This window comes from Actinoplanes oryzae (genome assembly GCF_030757795.1).
GTDB lineage: Bacteria > Actinomycetota > Actinomycetes > Mycobacteriales > Micromonosporaceae > Actinoplanes.
This window is the reverse complement of record NZ_JAUQWH010000190.1, coordinates 1-16,261: the sequence shown is the minus strand read 5'-3', so window position 1 is coordinate 16,261 and position 16,261 is coordinate 1. Positions and strand designations below refer to the sequence as shown.

General features: G+C 71.9%; 11 protein-coding genes and 1 pseudogene. 6 read left to right on the top strand and 6 right to left on the bottom strand.

All coding sequences use genetic code 11. The annotated features are described in order from the left end of the window. The 6 genes from RBH18_RS37720 to RBH18_RS37695 form a co-directional block, all read right to left on the bottom strand. Positions 1-1,265, bottom strand: a 1,265-nt coding sequence (locus tag RBH18_RS37720) for a phosphate acyltransferase (RefSeq protein WP_306215296.1), incomplete at its 3' end; no start/stop codon positions are given. Between the two features lie 301 nt (positions 1,266-1,566). After that, positions 1,567-2,187, bottom strand: coding sequence for an AAA family ATPase (locus tag RBH18_RS37715; RefSeq protein ID WP_306215295.1), 621 nt, complete (start codon positions 2,185-2,187; stop codon positions 1,567-1,569). Positions 2,188-2,276: 89 nt separating this feature from the next. Next, positions 2,277-2,456 carry a DUF6104 family protein gene (locus tag RBH18_RS37710; protein ID WP_305785257.1) on the bottom strand — a complete coding sequence of 60 codons (180 nt, stop codon included), beginning with the start codon at positions 2,454-2,456 and terminating at the stop codon, positions 2,277-2,279. Positions 2,457-2,516: 60 nt separating this feature from the next. Then, positions 2,517-6,224, bottom strand: a complete 3,708-nt coding sequence (locus RBH18_RS37705; RefSeq protein ID WP_306215297.1) for a multifunctional oxoglutarate decarboxylase/oxoglutarate dehydrogenase thiamine pyrophosphate-binding subunit/dihydrolipoyllysine-residue succinyltransferase subunit — start codon at positions 6,222-6,224, stop codon at positions 2,517-2,519. A 144-nt stretch (positions 6,225-6,368) separates the two neighbouring features. After that, on the bottom strand, positions 6,369-7,187 hold the full coding sequence (locus RBH18_RS37700) for an ABC transporter permease subunit (RefSeq protein WP_306215294.1): 819 nt from the start codon (positions 7,185-7,187) through the stop codon (positions 6,369-6,371). Continuing rightward, positions 7,184-8,098 carry an ABC transporter ATP-binding protein gene (locus tag RBH18_RS37695; RefSeq protein ID WP_306215293.1) on the bottom strand — a complete coding sequence of 305 codons (915 nt, stop codon included), beginning with the start codon at positions 8,096-8,098 and terminating at the stop codon, positions 7,184-7,186. Before RBH18_RS37695 ends, RBH18_RS37700 begins: the two co-directional genes overlap by 4 nt. 127 nt (positions 8,099-8,225) lie before the next feature. Between RBH18_RS37695 and RBH18_RS37690 the strand changes: the two genes are divergently transcribed. From RBH18_RS37690 to RBH18_RS37665, 6 genes and pseudogenes are all read left to right on the top strand, one after another. Next, on the top strand, positions 8,226-8,990 hold the full coding sequence (locus RBH18_RS37690) for a GNAT family N-acetyltransferase (protein ID WP_306215291.1): 765 nt from the start codon (positions 8,226-8,228) through the stop codon (positions 8,988-8,990). Further along, a complete protein-coding gene (locus RBH18_RS37685; RefSeq protein ID WP_306215289.1) occupies positions 8,987-9,772 on the top strand; it encodes a lysophospholipid acyltransferase family protein in 786 nt (261 codons plus the stop codon). The genes RBH18_RS37690 and RBH18_RS37685 overlap by 4 nt, the downstream gene beginning before the upstream one ends. Before the next feature lie 131 nt (positions 9,773-9,903). Continuing rightward, complete coding sequence (locus tag RBH18_RS37680; protein WP_306215288.1) at positions 9,904-10,620, top strand: response regulator transcription factor; 717 nt, start codon at positions 9,904-9,906, stop codon at positions 10,618-10,620. A gap of 153 nt (positions 10,621-10,773) precedes the next feature. Continuing rightward, positions 10,774-12,339 carry a sensor histidine kinase gene (locus tag RBH18_RS37675; protein ID WP_306215287.1) on the top strand — a complete coding sequence of 522 codons (1,566 nt, stop codon included), beginning with the start codon at positions 10,774-10,776 and terminating at the stop codon, positions 12,337-12,339. Positions 12,340-12,421: 82 nt separating this feature from the next. Beyond that, complete coding sequence (locus RBH18_RS37670) at positions 12,422-14,032, top strand: S1C family serine protease (protein WP_306215286.1); 1,611 nt, start codon at positions 12,422-12,424, stop codon at positions 14,030-14,032. A gap of 274 nt (positions 14,033-14,306) precedes the next feature. Further along, positions 14,307-16,261: pseudogene (locus RBH18_RS37665) on the top strand (cyclic nucleotide-binding protein); the annotation flags it as partial.

Genomic DNA, 16,261 nt, shown 5'->3' with positions numbered 1-16,261 from the left:
AGCTCGCGGGCGCGGCGGTTGATCTCGTCGGGGTCGCCCAGCAGGGTGAGGTCGGCGACTCCGCGGCGCAGGAGCGTCTCCGTGGCACGCAGGATGCGCTCCTCGGTGCCCTCGGGCAGGACCAGGTGGCGGCGGGTGGCGCGGGCCCGGTCGATCAGATCGTTCTCGAACATCAGGGGCGTCACCCGCGAGGACCGGGTCACATCCAGCAGGCGGCTCAGCTCGGCGGTGTCCACATGCTCGTCGAAGACCCCGAGCGCGGCCTGCACCTTGCGGGGCGTGGCCGGGCTCAGCTTGGCCTCGATGCGATCGGCGGCGTTGATCGTGTCGTAGCTGTCGGACCGCACGACCAGCATGGCCAGCCCGGTGTTGAGCCGCTCGATCACCTGCACGGCCCGGGGGTCGGGGAACTCGCCCAGCGTCAGTACCAGCCCGGCCAGCGTCACGTTGCCCGCGGCGTGCGCGGCGCTCGCGGCGACCAGGAGATCGGCCCGGTCGCCCGGGGTGATCAGCAGCGCGCCGTCGGTCAGGTGCTCGAGGACGGCCGGGACATGGGCGGCGCCGACGACATAGTCGAGGACGTCGCGGTCGAGCGCCGCCTCCCCGCCGGTCACCACGGTCGCGTCGAGCGCGGCGGCGACCTCGGCCACCGTGGGCGCGGCCACGGCGGGCACCTCGGGGATCGCCCACACCGGCACCGGCACGCCGTTGGGGACGGCGAAGCCCTCCGGCACCCGGTTGGCGATCACGGCCAGCACCGTCGCGCCCAGGTCGGTGAGCGAGTGGTACGCCGCCCGGGCCGCCCCGCTCACGTCGCCCCTGCGCCCCTGGCCGCTGACGACGGGCACCACCACACTGCCGAACTCCACCGCCAGCCGCGCATTGAACCCCAGCTCGCGTGGCATCTCGTCGCCGCCGTCGTCCTGCCGGACCGCGAAGTCGCTGCCGATCACCACGACCGACGCGCAGTCCCGCTCGACCTCGCGATAGCGCTCGACGATGCGGGAGATCAGCTCCTCCCACCGGCCGTCGGCCACCAGCTCGGCCGCCTCGGCGGAGGTGACCCCGTAGGACGCCTCGTAGCCCGCGCTGACCGGATAACGCTCGGTGAGCAGGGTGAGCAGCGGATCCCGCCCCGACGCCGGCACCAAGGGCCGGAAGACCCCGATGCGCGCGACCTGGCGGGAGAGGAGCTCCGCGAGCCCGAGGGCCACGGTGCCCTTGCCGACACCGGGACCCAGCCCGGCCACATAGACGCTTGCCACGTGCCCAAACTACCGGCACGCCCAAGATCATGCCCGGGGTCGCCCGGCCCTGTGGACAACGGCCGAAGGTCCCGCCGGCCCTGTGGACAACGCGGCGGAGACGTCGGCCGGCCGGAGTAGGATCCCGGGTGGGGGAGGCCGGAGGCCATGACCCGCCGCAAGCGACCCGCCGCAAGCGACCCGCCGCAAGCGCGGCGAAGACCGCAGGCCACGACCCGGCGCAAGCGCGGCGAAGACCGCAGGCCACGACCCGGCGCAAGCGCGGCAGAGACCGCAGGCCACGACCCCGAGGCGAGCGGGCTCAGAGCAACGAGCGCAGATAACTGGAGGGCTCGTCCAGGAAGCGCCGCCAATGCGCCACGATCTCCAGGGACGACCAGGAAACCCGGCGGATCCCGTGCGCGCCCAGTTCGAGGATCGTCGCCCCGGGAAGAGCGGTCAGCACCGGCGAGTGGGTGGCGATCACCACCTGCGCCCCGTCGTCACGTAACGATCCCAGACGCGCGAGCAGCCCCAGCGTCGACGTGAAGGACAGGGGCGCTTCCGGCTCGTCCATCAGGTAGAAGCCGTACCCGTGGAACTTGCGGTCGAGGATCTCGAGGAAGCCCTCCCCGTGGCTGCGTTCGTGCAGATCGAAGTCGGGCGAGCCCGGCAGGCTCTCCAGATAGGTGTACAGCCCGTGCATCGTCTCGGCCCGCAGGAAGTATGCGGAGAGCGGACGCCCGGGTGTGCGGATCACCTTGAGCAGCCCGCCGAGCGGCGACTCGGTGGCCCGGCTGCTGTGCCGGGCGTCCCGGGAGCCGCCCTCGGGGTTGAGGCCGTGGGCGCCCGCGAGGGCCTCCACCAGCGTGGACTTGCCGGAGCCGTTCTCGCCGACCAGGAAGGTGACGCCGGCCGGGATGTTGAGGCCGTGCTCGAGCACCGCCGCAACGGCTGGGATGCGGGCCCACCAGGAGGAACGGTCGACGACGGCGTCCGGGTGGAGCTCGACGCGGCGGATCGGGCGGTCGATCAGGACTCGTCCTCGTCGTCGTCGCGGGCGAGCCAGGTGGCGAAGCGCTCGATGGGCGTCTCGAACTCCGGGTTCTGGTCGACGAAGACCTGCAGCTGCGACGCCACCCACTCCAGCGTCACGGACTCCTCGCCGCGCCGCTCGACCAGCTCTTCGATGCCACGATCGGTGAAGTACATGAGCGGATAGTAAAGCGCCGCCCCGCGGGCGAACCCACGGGGCGGCGAGTGGCGACAGGATCAGGACCGCGGAAGCGCGGCCTCGATCAGCGCGGCCTGCTCGGCCTCGTGCATCTTGGCCGAGCCCACCGCCGGTGCGGCCGCCGCCGGGCGCGAGACCCGCCGCAGCCGTACGCCCTCGAGGTGCTCCAGCAGGTTGAGCGCGACGAACGACCACGCGCCCTGGTTGGCCGGCTCCTCCTGCACCCAGGCGAAGTCCTCCGCGTTGGGGTACTGGTTGAGGACGGCCTTGAGCTCCTCGACGGGCAGCGGGTAGATCTGCTCCATCCGGATGATCGCGGTGTCGGTGACGCCGCGCTCGGCCCGGGCCTGGAAGAGGTCGTAGTAGACCTTGCCGGAGCAGAGCAGCACCCGCTTGACCGAGCCGGCGTCGAGCGGCGTGCCGTTGATGCCGGCGTCGGCGAGGATCGGCTGGAAGGTGCCGGTGGTGAAGTCGTTGACCGAGGACACCGCGAGGCGGTGCCGCAGCAGCGACTTCGGGGAGAAGACAACCAGCGGCTTGCGCTTGCTGCTGAGGGCCTGGCGGCGCAGCAGGTGGAAGTAGTTCGCCGGGGTGGTCGGGTTGGCCACCCGCATGTTGTCCTGGGCGCAGAGCTGCAGGAAGCGCTCGGGGCGGCCGGACGAGTGGTCCGGGCCCTGGCCCTCCATGCCGTGCGGGAGCAGCAGCACCAGCGACGACTGCTGGCCCCACTTCACCTCGCCCGAGGAGATGAACTCGTCCACGATCGACTGGGCGCCGTTGACGAAGTCGCCGAACTGGGCCTCCCACAGGACCAGGGCGTCCTTGTTCTCCACCGAGTAGCCGTACTCGAAGCCCATCGCCGCGTACTCGCTGAGCAGCGAGTCGTGGACGAAGAACCGCGCGTTGCCGGTGGCCAGCGTGGACAGCGGCAGGAAGTCGTCGCCGGTCTTGGCGTCGACGACCGAGGCGTGCCGGGAGACGAACGTGCCGCGCCGCGAGTCCTGTCCGGCGAGCCGGACGGTGACGCCCTGGGCGAGCAGCGAGCCGAAGGCGACCAGCTCGCCGAAGCCCCAGTCGATGCCGCCCTCGACGGCCATCTTGGCCCGCCGGTCGAGCAGCTGCTGGACCCGCTTGTGCGGGGTGAAGCCCTCGGGCAGGTCGAGGTGGGCCTGGCCGACCGACTTGACGACGGCGGCGTCGATCGCGGTGTCCACCTGCGGCTCCGGCTCGTCGGCGAGCGACGGGCGCACCCGGGGGGCGGTGCCCGCGGCGTCGCGGGTGGCCTTGAACACCTGCTCCAGCTGGGACTGGTAGTCGCGCAGCTGGTCCTGGGCGTCCTCGACGGTGATGTCGCCCCGGCCGATGAGCTCCTCGGTGTAGAGCTTGCGCACCGAGCGCTTGGTGTCGATGATCTCGTACATCCGGGGGTTGGTCATCGAGGGGTCGTCGCCCTCGTTGTGGCCGCGCCGGCGGTAGCAGACCAGGTCGATCACGACGTCCTTGTTGAACGCCTGGCGGTACTCGAAGGCCAGCTTGGCGACCCGGACGACGGCTTCGGGGTCGTCGCCGTTCACGTGGAAGATCGGCGCCTGGATCATGCGCGCGACGTCGGTCGAGTAGAGCGACGAGCGGCTGTACTCCGGGGCGGTGGTGAAGCCGACCTGGTTGTTGACGACCACGTGCACCGTGCCGCCCGTGCGGTAGCCGCGCAGCTGCGACAGGTTGAGCGTCTCGGCGACCACGCCCTGCCCGGCGAACGCGGCGTCGCCGTGCACCAGCACCGGCAGCACCGTGTAGCCGTGCAGGCCCAGGTCGAGGCGGTCCTGCTTGGCCCGGACGATGCCCTCGAGCACCGGGTCGACGGCCTCGAGGTGGGACGGGTTGGCGACGACGCTGACCGTCGTGCTGTTCTCGCCGTCGGGCGTCGTGTACTTGCCGGTCTGGCCCAGGTGGTACTTCACGTCGCCGGACCCGTGGGCCGACTTCGGGTCCATCTGGCCCTCGAACTCGTTGAAGATCTTCTCGTACGGCTTGCCGACGATGTTCGCGAGCACGTTGAGCCGGCCGCGGTGGGCCATGCCGATGACCATCTCGTCGAGCCCGGCCTTCGCCGCGTCCTCGAGCACCGCGTCGAGCAGCGGGATCAGCGACTCGCCGCCCTCGAGCGAGAAGCGCTTCTGGCCCACGTACTTGGTCTGCAGGAAGGTCTCGAACGCCTCGGCCGCGTTGAGCCGGTTGAGGACGTGCTTCTGCTCCTCCTGGTCCGGCTTCGTGTACTTGATCTCGATGCGGTCCTGGATCCAGCGCCGCTCCTCGGGACCCTGGATGTGCATGTACTCGATGCCGACCCGGCGGCAGTAGGTGTCGCGCAGCACGCCGAGCACGTCGCGCAGCTTCATCTTCTGCTTGCCGCCGAAGCCGCCGACCGGGAACGTGCGGTCGAGGTCCCACAGGGTCAGGCCGTGCTGGAGCACGTCGAGGTCCGGGTGCCGCCGGATCTTGAACTCGAGCGGGTCGGTGTCGGCCATCAGGTGACCCCGGACCCGGTACGCGTGGATCAGCTCCACGACGCGGGCGGCCTTGTCGATCTGCCCCTCGGAGGTGTGCGCGACGTCGCGGACCCAGCGCACCGGCTCGTACGGGATGCGCAGCGCCGTGAAGATGTCGTCGTAGAAGTTGTGGTCCCCGAGCAGGAACTCGTGCATCGCCTTGAGGAACTCGCCGGACTGCGCGCCCTGGATGACCCGGTGGTCGTAGGTGCTGGTCAGCGTGGTGACCTTGCTGATGCCGTGGTCGGTGAGCATCTCGTCGGACATGCCGGCGTAGGGCGCCGGGTACTCCATGGCGCCGACGCCGATGATCGCGCTCTGCCCGGTCATGAGCCGCGGGATGGAGTGGACCGTGCCGATGCCGCCGGGGTTGGTCAGCGAGATCGTGGTGCCGGCGTAGTCGTCCATGGTCAGCTCGTTGCGGCGGGCCCGGCGGACGATGTCCTCGTACGCCTGCAGGAACTGCCGGAAGTCGAGCTGCTCGCAGTTCTTGATCGACGGCACGACCAGCGAGCGCGAGCCGTCCTTCTTCTTCATGTCGATCGCGATGCCGAGGTTGATGTGCTCGGGCTCGACCAGGGCCGGCTTGCCGTCGACCTCGGCGAAGGAGTTGTTCATCTCCGGGTTCGCCATGACCGCGCGGACCAGCGCGTAGCCGATGATGTGCGTGAAGCTGACCTTGCCGCCGCGCCCGCGGGCGAGGTGGTTGTTGATGACGATGCGGTTGTCGACCATGAGCTTCGCCGGGACGGCGCGCACCGACGTGGCGGTGGGCACCTCGAGCGAGGCGTCCATGTTCTGCACGATGCGGGCGGCGACGCCCCGCAGCGTCGTCGTCTTCGCCCCGGCGGGAGCGGCGACGGGAGCCGCGGCCTTGGGCTGGGGCGCCTTCTTCTCCGGGGCGGGAGCGGGGGCGGCCGGGACCGTCGGCTTGACGGGCGCCACGGTGGTGGCGGCGGGCGCATCGGTGCCGGCCTTGGCAGCGGTGGCCTTCGCGTTGGCGGCGGTGGCCTCGTCAGGCGTCACGATCGAGCCCGTCGTGGCCGTCGCCGGCTTGTAGTCGGCGAAGAAGTCGTGCCAAGCCGGGTCGACGCTCGCGGGGTCGGCCAGGTAGCGCTGGTACATCTCGTCGACGATCCACTCGTTGGGACCGAAGTCCGCGAGTGGATTCTCATGCGAAGTCTGCTGGGTCGACACTTCCGTGTTCGCCTCTTTCACCATGTTGTCAGCACGCGACGTTCGTCACAGCATGGACGAATGATTCGGCGTCAAGGCTACGCCGTGGAATGCGCACGGCCATGCGCACATCCGGTCTGACTGCACGGTGAGGTGCCGGATACGTCAGGTGATGTCGCGTTTTCTCGTGATGACCGTGCCCACGGCGCCCGCCACGACCGCGTACAGGATCAGAACGACCGCCCCCAGCCAGCGCGGCGGCTGACCGGGCAGGCTCGCACCGGACACCAGCAGCTGCGAGGCCAGCGGGGGGATGAGCACCTGCAGCTTCGGGAACCACGAGCCGAGGCTGTCGCCGATCAGCAGGAAGAACGTGTTGGAGCCCAGATAGCCGAGCACGTAGACCACACTCAGCGTCACCGTGGCGCCGATCTGGCTGCGGATGAGCACGCCCGCGCCGACGCCGAAAACCGCCCAGAGGGCGTACGCCAGGGCGTTGAGCAGGACCGCCTGCCACACCGCGCCCGACCCGAAGTACGTGCCCGCGTCGTACGCGGTCAGGATCAGCGCGCCGAAGATCAGGTTGAGGATCGTGCTCACCAGCCAGAACGCCAGCCCCACGAGCACCGCGGCGAGCAGTTTCGCGGCGACGACCAGCTCGCGGCGCGGCGTCTGCAGGAATGTCGTGGTCGCGGTCTGCTGGAAGTACTCGCTGGTCACCACGATCGCGGCGAGCAGCATGACGACGAGGACGCCGAAGAACTGCCCGTTGGTGTAGAGGTTCGCGGCGATGTCCGACTCGTGCATGACGAAGTCGCCGGTGGCGGGGTCGACCTCGACGCTGCCGCCGGCGTCGAGCCCCACGCTCGTGGCGAACCAGTTGACGGCGAGCGTGAGCGCCCACAGCGCGAGGAAGACCAGGCCGAAGACCCACCAGGTGCTGGTCGTACGGATCTTCAGCAGCTCCGCCCGGACGAGCCTCATCGGATCCCCGCCCTTCCGGCAGTCAGCTGGAGGAAGACCTGTTCCAGGTCGGCGCGCTCGCCGGCGAGTTCGTGCAGCTCGACCCCGGCCGTGAAGGCGAGGTGGCCGACGCGGGCGACGTCGAGCCCGGTCACCGACAGCGCGCCGTCGGGCAGCTCGGCCACCTCCGCCTGCTCCTTCTCGAGGGCGGCGGTGAGCTCGGCGGGCCGGGGCGTGCGCACGCGGACCTGGTGGACGCTCAGGGACGCCAGCACGTCGGCCACCGGGCCCTGCCGGATCAGCTGCCCGCCGGCGATGATCACCACGTCGTCGGCGAGCTGCTGCATCTCGGCGAGCAGGTGGCTGGAGACCAGGACCGTACGGCCCTGGGCGGCGAGCGCCTTGAGCAGGTCGCGCATCCACCGGATGCCCTCGGGGTCGAGGCCGTTCGCCGGCTCGTCGAGGATCAGCACCCCCGGGTCGCCGAGCATCGCGGCGGCGATGCCGAGCCGCTGCTTCATGCCGAGCGAGTAGCCCTTGAACTTGCGGTTCGCCGCCGGGGTCAGCCCGACCCGCTCGAGGGCGAGGTCGGCGGCGCTGCCCGGCAGCCCGGCCGCGGTCGCCATGACGCGTAGGTGGTTACGCCCGGTGCGGCCCTTGTGCGCGCTGGACGCCTCCAGCACCGCCCCGACGTGCCGGATCGGCTCCTCCAGCTCGGCATAGGGGACGCCGGAGAAGGTTGCCGTGCCCGAGGTGGGCCGGACCAGGCCGAGCATCATGCGCAGCGTCGTCGTCTTGCCCGCGCCGTTGGGCCCGAGGAAGCCGGTGACCCGGCCCGGCCGCACGGTGAAGGACAGATCGTCGACCGCGCGCAACTGTCCGTATTGCTTGGTCAGACGGGAGACGACGATCTCCCCCGGTACGTCCGTCAAGTCACGTCCTCCCCATCGGTTCCGATCAACGTAGTGGAGGCGTCAAGCGCGTTCAGTTCACTTGGCCGACATCAACCGCCACCTGAGCCGACACGCCGAGGGCAGACGCGAGCGTTACACAGGTCACATGACGGTACTCATGACCGCCGCCGCACCCACGGGGACCAGCGGCTACTCCCTCCTGATCGCGGACAGCGCCGATCAGGTGGCCGCCGCCCAACGGCTGCGCCACGACGTCTTCGCCGGCGAGCTCGGCGCGACTCTGGTAGGCGCGACCGCGGACGGGCGGGACGTCGACGAGTTCGACGACTTCTGTGACCACCTCATCGTGCGCTCCGACGCGACCGGTGAGGTCGTCGGCACGTACCGGATGCTGCCGCCGCGCGCCGCGGAGCGGGCGGGCCGCCGGTACGGCGACGCCGAGTTCGACCTGAGCGGCCTGCGCCCGCTGCGCGACCAGCTGGTCGAGACCGGCCGCTCCTGCGTGCACCCGGACCACCGCTCCGGCGCCGTGGTCAACCTGATGTGGGCCGGCATCGCGCGCTACCTGCACCTGAACAACCTGCGCTGGCTCGCCGGCTGCGCCTCCGTGTCGCTCGCCGACGGCGGGGCGCAGGCCGCGGGGGTGTGGGCCCGGATCCAGGCGAAGCACCTCTCGCCGCCGGCGCTGCGGGTGACGCCCCGCCGGGACTGGACGGCCATGAGCGGCCTCGCGGGCGACCCGCGGATCCAGCCGCCGCCGCTGCTCAAGGGCTACCTGCGGCTGGGCAGCTGGGTGTGCGGGGCGCCGGCGTACGACCCGGACTTCGGCTGCGCGGACTTCTACATGCTGTTCTCGATGGACCGCATGGACCCCCGCTACCGCCGCCACTTCCTGGGTGCGACCCGATGAACCCGGCCACCGCGATGATGTGGCGTCCGGAGTCGGGCTGCGGGCCGCACTGTGTGCCCGGCGGCGACGACACCGCGTCTCCGCTGGTGCAGGCCGCGCGGATCGGCGCCGCGGCGGCCGTACTCCTGGCCGGGCTCGTGATCGTCCCGCTGGCGCGCGGGGCCGCGGTCCGCTGGGTGGCCCGCACCCTGCTCACGGTCCTGGGCGTGCGTCTCGTGCGGCGCGGTCCGGCGCCGCGGCCGGGCAGCCTGCTCGCCGCGAACCACGTCTCCTGGATCGACGTCCTCGCCCTGCTCACGGCCACCCCGCTGAGCCTGGTGGCCAAGCGCGAGGTGGGCGGCTGGCCGGGCGTCGGCGCCATGGCCCGCGCCCTGGGCGTCATCTTCATCGACCGGACCAGGCCGATGCTGCTGCCGGCCACCGTCGCGGAGGTCGCCGCCACGCTGCGCACCGGGCGTACCGTCGCGGTCTTCCCGGAGGGGACGACGTCGTGCGGCGCGCGGCCGGGCCGCTTCCGGCCCGCGATGTTCCAGGCCGCGGTCGACGCCGCGGCCCCGGTGGTGCCCGTCACCATCCGGTACGGCACCCCGGCCGCGTCGTTCGTCGGCCACGAGACCCTGTGGCAGTCGGTCCGGCGGGTGGCCGCCCTGCGTGAGCTCACCGTCACCGTCGTGGCGGCGCCCGCCTTGCGCCCGGAGCCCGGCGCGAGCCGCCGGTCGCTGGCCCGCGCGGCGCAGGCCTCGTCGGGTCTGCCCGCCGCCCGGTTCGGCCTGGCCGCTTAGCCGGCGCAGCGAACTGCCCCTGGCCGCTTAGGCGGCGCACAGCGAACTGCCCCTGGCCGCTTAGGCGGCTCACAGAAAACTTTCAGGGAGTGCGCAGCGGCAGTGCAGCGGCCTGCGTGAAGATGGAACCCATGGCCGCTACACAGACGCAGGGCAAGCAGAGCGAGGCGAAGCTCCTCGTGGTCGAGGACGATGCCAACATCCTCGAGCTGCTCTCCGCCAGCCTGCGCTTCGCCGGGTTCGACGTCAGCACCGCCACCAGCGGCAGCGCCGCCGTCACCGCGGCCAAGAACGCCACGCCCGACCTCGTCGTCCTCGACGTCATGCTGCCCGACCTCGACGGCTTCGAGGTGATCCGGCTCATGCGCGAGGGCGGCCAGCGCACCCCCGTGGTCTTCCTCACCGCCCGCGACGGCACCGACGACAAGATCCGGGGCCTGACCCTGGGCGGCGACGACTACGTGACCAAGCCGTTCAGCCTCGAGGAGCTCACCGCGCGCATCCGTGCCGTGCTGCGCCGCACGGCCGGCGGCGACGACGAGCCGTCCCGCCTGGTCTTCGCCGACCTGGAGCTGGACGAGGAGACGCACGAGGTCTACCGGGCCGGCCAGCGGGTGCAGCTGTCGCCGACGGAGTTCAAGCTGCTGCGCTATCTGATGCTCAACGCCAACCGGGTGCTGTCCAAGGCGCAGATCCTCGACCACGTGTGGAAGTACGACTTCCGGGGCGACGACAACATCGTGGAGTCCTACATCTCCTACCTGCGGCGCAAGGTGGACAACGTGCAGCCGCGGCTGATCCACACGCTCCGCGGCGTCGGTTACGTGCTGCGCAAGCCCGCGGCCTGAGCCCCCCGCCCGTGACCTTCCCGACCGGGGACGAGCGCCGCCCGGCGTGTCCCAGAAAACTTTCAGGCGGCATGCAGCCCCGGCGCAGTGCCCGGGGCGAAAATGGCGGCATGCTCATCCTTGTCCCGCTTCCGTCCGTCAGCCGGGGTTGAGGTGAAGCTAGGCGACCGCATCCGCGTCGGTCACGTCCCGGCGCAGCCCGCCCTGCGCCGGGTGCCGTTGCGCACCAAGCTCGTCGCGTCCGTGCTCGCGCTCGTCTTCGCCGCGCTGACCCTGATCAGCGCCGCGAGCACCTACGCGCTGCACAACTATCTGATCGGCCGGCTCGACGCGCAGCTGGTGCAGAACACCAAGCTCGTCGACAACCTGCGCGCGTACGACATCGCTTTCCTGCCGTCGGACTACTACGTCAACGTCACGACCGTCGACGGCATCTTCAACCCCTCCGCGCAGAAGTACGACAAGAGCTCCTACACCGCGGAGCAGCTGCCGCCCCTGCTGACCGGCACCAAGGAGGTCAACCAGCACGTCGGCGTGCCCTACACGGCCACCTCGGCGGACGGCACGGTGCACTGGCGGGTGCTGGTCTCCTACACGTCGACGGGCTCGGTGCTGCACGTCGCGCAGCGCATGATCGGCATCGACGACGCGATCAGCCGGCTGGTCTGGGTGGACATCCTGGTCGGGGCGGGCGTGCTGCTGGCCCTGGCGTCGGTCGGGGCGGCGATCGTGCGGCAGAGCCTGATCCCGCTGGTGCAGATCGAGCGCACCGCGGCGGCGATCGCGGCGGGCGACCTCACCCAGCGCGTGCCCGACCCGGAGCCCGACGAGGGGGAGCCGCGCACCGAGCTGGGCCGGCTGTCCCGGGCGCTCAACGCCATGCTCGCGCAGATCGAGGCGGCCTTCACCGCGCGGGCGCTGTCCGAGACGGCGGCGCGGGCGGCGGAGTCCCAGGCCCGGGACGCGGCCGAGGCGGCGCAGGCGTCGGAGGCCCGCGCGGTGCGGTCCGAGGGCAAGATGCGGCAGTTCGTGGCGGACGCCTCGCACGAGCTGCGCACGCCGCTGACCTCCATCCGCGGCTTCGCCGAGCTCTATCGGCAGGGCGCGGTGGCCACGCCGGAGGACACCGCCAAGCTGGTACGCCGCATCGAGGACGAGGCCTCCCGGATGGGCCTGCTCGTCGAGGACCTGCTCCTGCTGGCCCGGCTCGACCGCCAGCGCCCCGTGGAGCTGGCGCCGGTGGAGCTGCCCGTGCTCGCGCTCGACGCGGTGCAGGCCGCCCAGGCGACGGCGCCGGAGCGGACGATCGAGCTCGAGGTGCGCGACGTGCCGGAGAAGCTGGTGGCGTACGGCGACGACGCCCGGCTCCGCCAGGTGATCGGCAATCTGATGACGAACGCCCTGGTGCACACGCCGCCGGAGGCGTCCGTGAAGCTGGCGCTGTCGACGGCCCCGGGCAACCGGGCTGTGATCGAGATCTCCGACACCGGCCCGGGTCTCTCGCCGGAGCAGCGTGAGCGGGTGTTCGAGCGGTTCTACCGGGCCGACGAGGCGCGCACCCGGCGCACCGACCGGCAGGCGACGGGCACGGGGCTGGGGCTGGCGATCGTCGCGGCGATCGTGCGGGCGCACCATGGTTCTGTGGAAGTTGACAGCGAACCGGGCGAAGGCGCCACTTTCCGGGTCACTCTGCCCGCTCTTGTCCCGGACGAAAGCTGACACAACCGGGCATCCGCCATTCTCAGAAAACACCCAGGGCAGCCACAGGTCTGTCGGAGCGGGCAGGAGCAGTGTGGACCACATGAACGAGCACGAGACCCCGCAGCGGCACGAAGACTCCTCCACCGAGGAGCAGTCGCACCGGCCCGCGGACGCCTCCCACGCAGGCACCAGCCCGGAGCGGGGGACGTCCGACATCACGGCGCAGCAGAGCGCCCTGCCGACCCAGCAGCCGGCCCCTCCGCAGGCCCCGCAGCAGGCCCCGCCCGGCCAGTGGCAGGGCTCGCCCTGGGCGCAGGGCGGCCAGCAGCAATACGGCCAGCAGTGGAGCGGCCAGCAGCAATGGCACGGCCAGCAGCACTACCCGGGCTATGCCCACGCTTACGCCGGCCAGCAGCCGCAATACGCGATCCCCGCCGGCCAGCCCGCGGCCGAGGGCCAGCAGCAGTGGGCCGGTCAGCCGGGCGCCGAGGGCCAGCAGCAGTGGGCCGGTCAGCCGGGCGCCGAGGGCCAGCAGCAGTGGACCGGTCAGCAGGCGGACGCCCCGATCTGGGCGACCGGGGTCGGCACCACGACCGGTCAGCGCGACCCGGAGAAGGCGCGGCGCGGCCGGCGCATCCTCGTCACGGGCGCGGTCGCGGTCCTGATCGCGCTCGGTGCGGGCGGGGTCGGCGCGGCCACCGCGCTCGCGTTCGACGACAACAACGGCTCCTCGTCCGTGCAGACCAGCAACTCGGCCGTCACCCGGGTCGTGGACCGCTCGTCGCTCGCGCAGATCGTCGCCGCGGTCAAGGACCAGGTCGTGTCGATCACCACCGACAGCGGCGAGGGCTCCGGCGTCGTGCTGACCGCCGACGGCTACATCGTCACCAACAACCACGTGGTCTCCACCGCGCAGGGCAAGACGGTGACGGTCATCTTCGCCGACGGCAAGAAGGCAGAGGCGACGATCGTCGGCACCGACGAGCGCACCGACCTGGCGGTCGTCAAGGCCACCGGCGTCTCCGACCTCAAGGCCGCCAAGCTCGGCTCCAGCGCCAACATGCAGGTGGGCGACACCGTGCTGGCGCTCGGCAGCCCGCTCGGCCTGGAGGGCTCGGTCACCGAGGGCATCATCAGCGCCAAGGACCGCACGATCCAGTCCAGCAGCGAGGACGAGCAGCAGCAGACCCCGCAGAACCCGTTCGGCGGCCAGCAGCAACAGCAGCAGTCGGCGAGCACGACGATGTCCGGGCTGCTGCAGACCGACGCCCCGATCAACCCTGGTAACTCGGGCGGCGCGCTGGTCAACACCAACGGCGAGGTCATCGGGATCAACTCGGCGATCTACACCTCGGGCCAGAGCACCGGCAACATCGGCCTCGGCTTCGCGATCCCGAGCGACAAGGTGAAGACCGTCGCCGACGCCCTGATGAAGGGTGAGAAGGTCAGCCACCCGGCCCTGGGCGTCAGCGTGACCGAGGGCGAGGACGGCGGCGCGCTGGTCAGCTCCGTCACCGCCAACAGCGCCGCGGCGAAGGCCGGCATCGAGCAGGGCGACGTCATCAAGACGGTGAACGGCAAGACGATCAACGACTCGGACGACCTGGTGGCGATCATCCAGGGCGCCAAGGTCGGCGACAAGGTGGAGATCGTCTTCACCCGCAACGGGCAGCAGCAGACGGTCAGCGCCACGCTGGCCGAGGCATCCTGACAGACCACGTCCCGGTGCCACCCGGGCCATCGGGTGGCGCCAGCGAGGATGGGTTCCCGGCGAGTCGACCGGCGGCGAAGGTGCGCAGTCGACGGGGCCGGGAACAACCCTCGACGCCGGTGGGTGGCCGTGACCAAGGGGGTTGGTCGCGGTCACCCATTGCGCTTTGTGCCTTCTTGCGGCGATATCTCCCCGTGGATGCACAAAATGAGGTCTCGCCTTCGGTGCTGCCGACCGCCTACTCTCCATTCGCCGTCGTGGAATGGGAAACAGCGTGACTGACGTCGAGATTCGGAGCAGTGCCTGGGACGCCCTGTCCGGGCCGGGTGACCCGCCGGGGCAGGCCGGCTTCGGCGGGGTCGTCGCCGATCGCCTGGACCCGTCGCGGGCGCGGCCGGCGCTGCGCTCGGGGATCGAGGCCGCCGAGCTGACCGGCGTGCGCGGGACCCCGTACGTGATGCTGCGCTCGCCCGACGAGGCCGGCACCGGCTATCTGCGTCTCACGCCCGAGGAGTGGCAGCTCGCGCTGCTGATGGACGGCACGCAGACGGTGTCCCGGCTGGTCGCCGAGTTCGCGCGGCTCGCGGGCCGGCTGGCTCCCGACCAGGTGCGCCGGGTGGTCGCCGACCTCGCCGCCAACGGGATGCTCGACGACCTGCCCGACGACGCGTTCCACCAGGCGCCGGTGGACCAGGCCCGGCACTCCCGGCCCGCGCCGCGCCGCCGCGGGCTCTCCTTCGCCGCCGACCCGCTGGCCACCGTCCTGCACCGCGCCGGCGGCCGGATCCTCTTCAGCAAGGCCGTCGTCCTGGTGGGCGCGGTCCTGTCGCTCGCGGGGCTCGTGCTGTTCGCGGCGACCTGGTGGCGCGGGAGCCAGTCGCTCTTCCTGACCGGCGGCTCCTACTTCACCGGCGCGCTCACCCTGGTGCTGCTCACCGCCATCGCTGTCACGCTGCACGAGCTGGGCCACGCCCTGGCCACCAAGCACGCCGGCCGCGAGGTCGGCCGGGCCGGGATCGCCTTCCGGCACGGCCTGCCCGCGATCCACGCCGACACGTCCGACGCATGGATGGCCGGCCGGCGGGCCCGGGTCCTGGTCACCGCGGCCGGCCCGGCGACGTCGCTCGCCCTGGCCGGCGTGGCGCAGCTGCTCGCCGTGGCGCTGCCGGCCGCCGGTCCCGTCGCGTTCAAGCTCGCCTTCGTCTGGTACCTGCACCTGTTCCTGCAGCTCAACCCGTTCCTGCCGCGGGACGGCAGCCGCCTGCTGATGGACTGGCTGGAGATCCCGCACCTGCGCGGCCGCGGGATCGCCTGGTTGTCCGCCCGGCTGCGCGGCCGGCCGCCGGCCTGGAGCGGCCTCGACCGCGAGGGCAAGATCATCGCCCTGTACGGCATCCTCGCCGTCCTCTGGCTCGTCGTCGCCCTGAACGTGGCGTGGCAGCTGTGGTCGGACCGGCTGCGCGGCGTCACAACCGGGCTGTGGCACTCGGGCGCCGCGGGCAAGCTGCTGCTCGTGGCGATCGTGCTCGGCCTGTGCGCGCCGGTGCTCGTACCCGGCCTGCGGCGGGTGGGTCGCGCCGTGCGCAAGGCGCGGCAGCGGGCGGCGGAACGCGACCGCGACGCGGACCTGCCCCGGCGGATCGCCGCGCTGCACCACTCCGAGCTCGGCGGCCTGCCGCAGGCGGCGCTGGAGAGCCTGGCCGCGCGGGCCCGCTGGGTGCGCCCGCCGTCGGGCACCCCGCTCGTCCTGTCGGGCAGCGCGCAACAAGCGGTCTACGTGGTCGTGGAGGGTGCGGTGCAGGCCCGCAAGCCGGGCGACCCGGGCGGCATCGTCCGGCACCACGTCGGCCCCGGGGGCGTGGTCGGGCTGGCCGACGCGCTGACCGGCCGCTCGATGGCGCTGGACTGGTTCACGGCCGGGACGACGCTGCTGGCCGTACCGACGGCAGCCGTGGCGACCGTGATCGGCCCGCTGCCCGGACCGCCGCCCGCCGAGCGCGCCGAGGCCGAGGCACTCTTCGCCGACACGCCCGCCCTGGCCGGACTGGCCGGGGACGAGCGGCTCGCCCTGATCGCCTCCGCCCACCCCGTCGGGCTGCCCGCCGGGGCACCCGTGATCCTGGCCGGGCCCACCCACGCGGTGGTCGTCGAGTCGGGTGTCGTCGCGATGCCCGACGGCGTCGAGCTGCGCCGCGGCACGCTGATCGGCCCGGTCGGCGACGGCAGCCA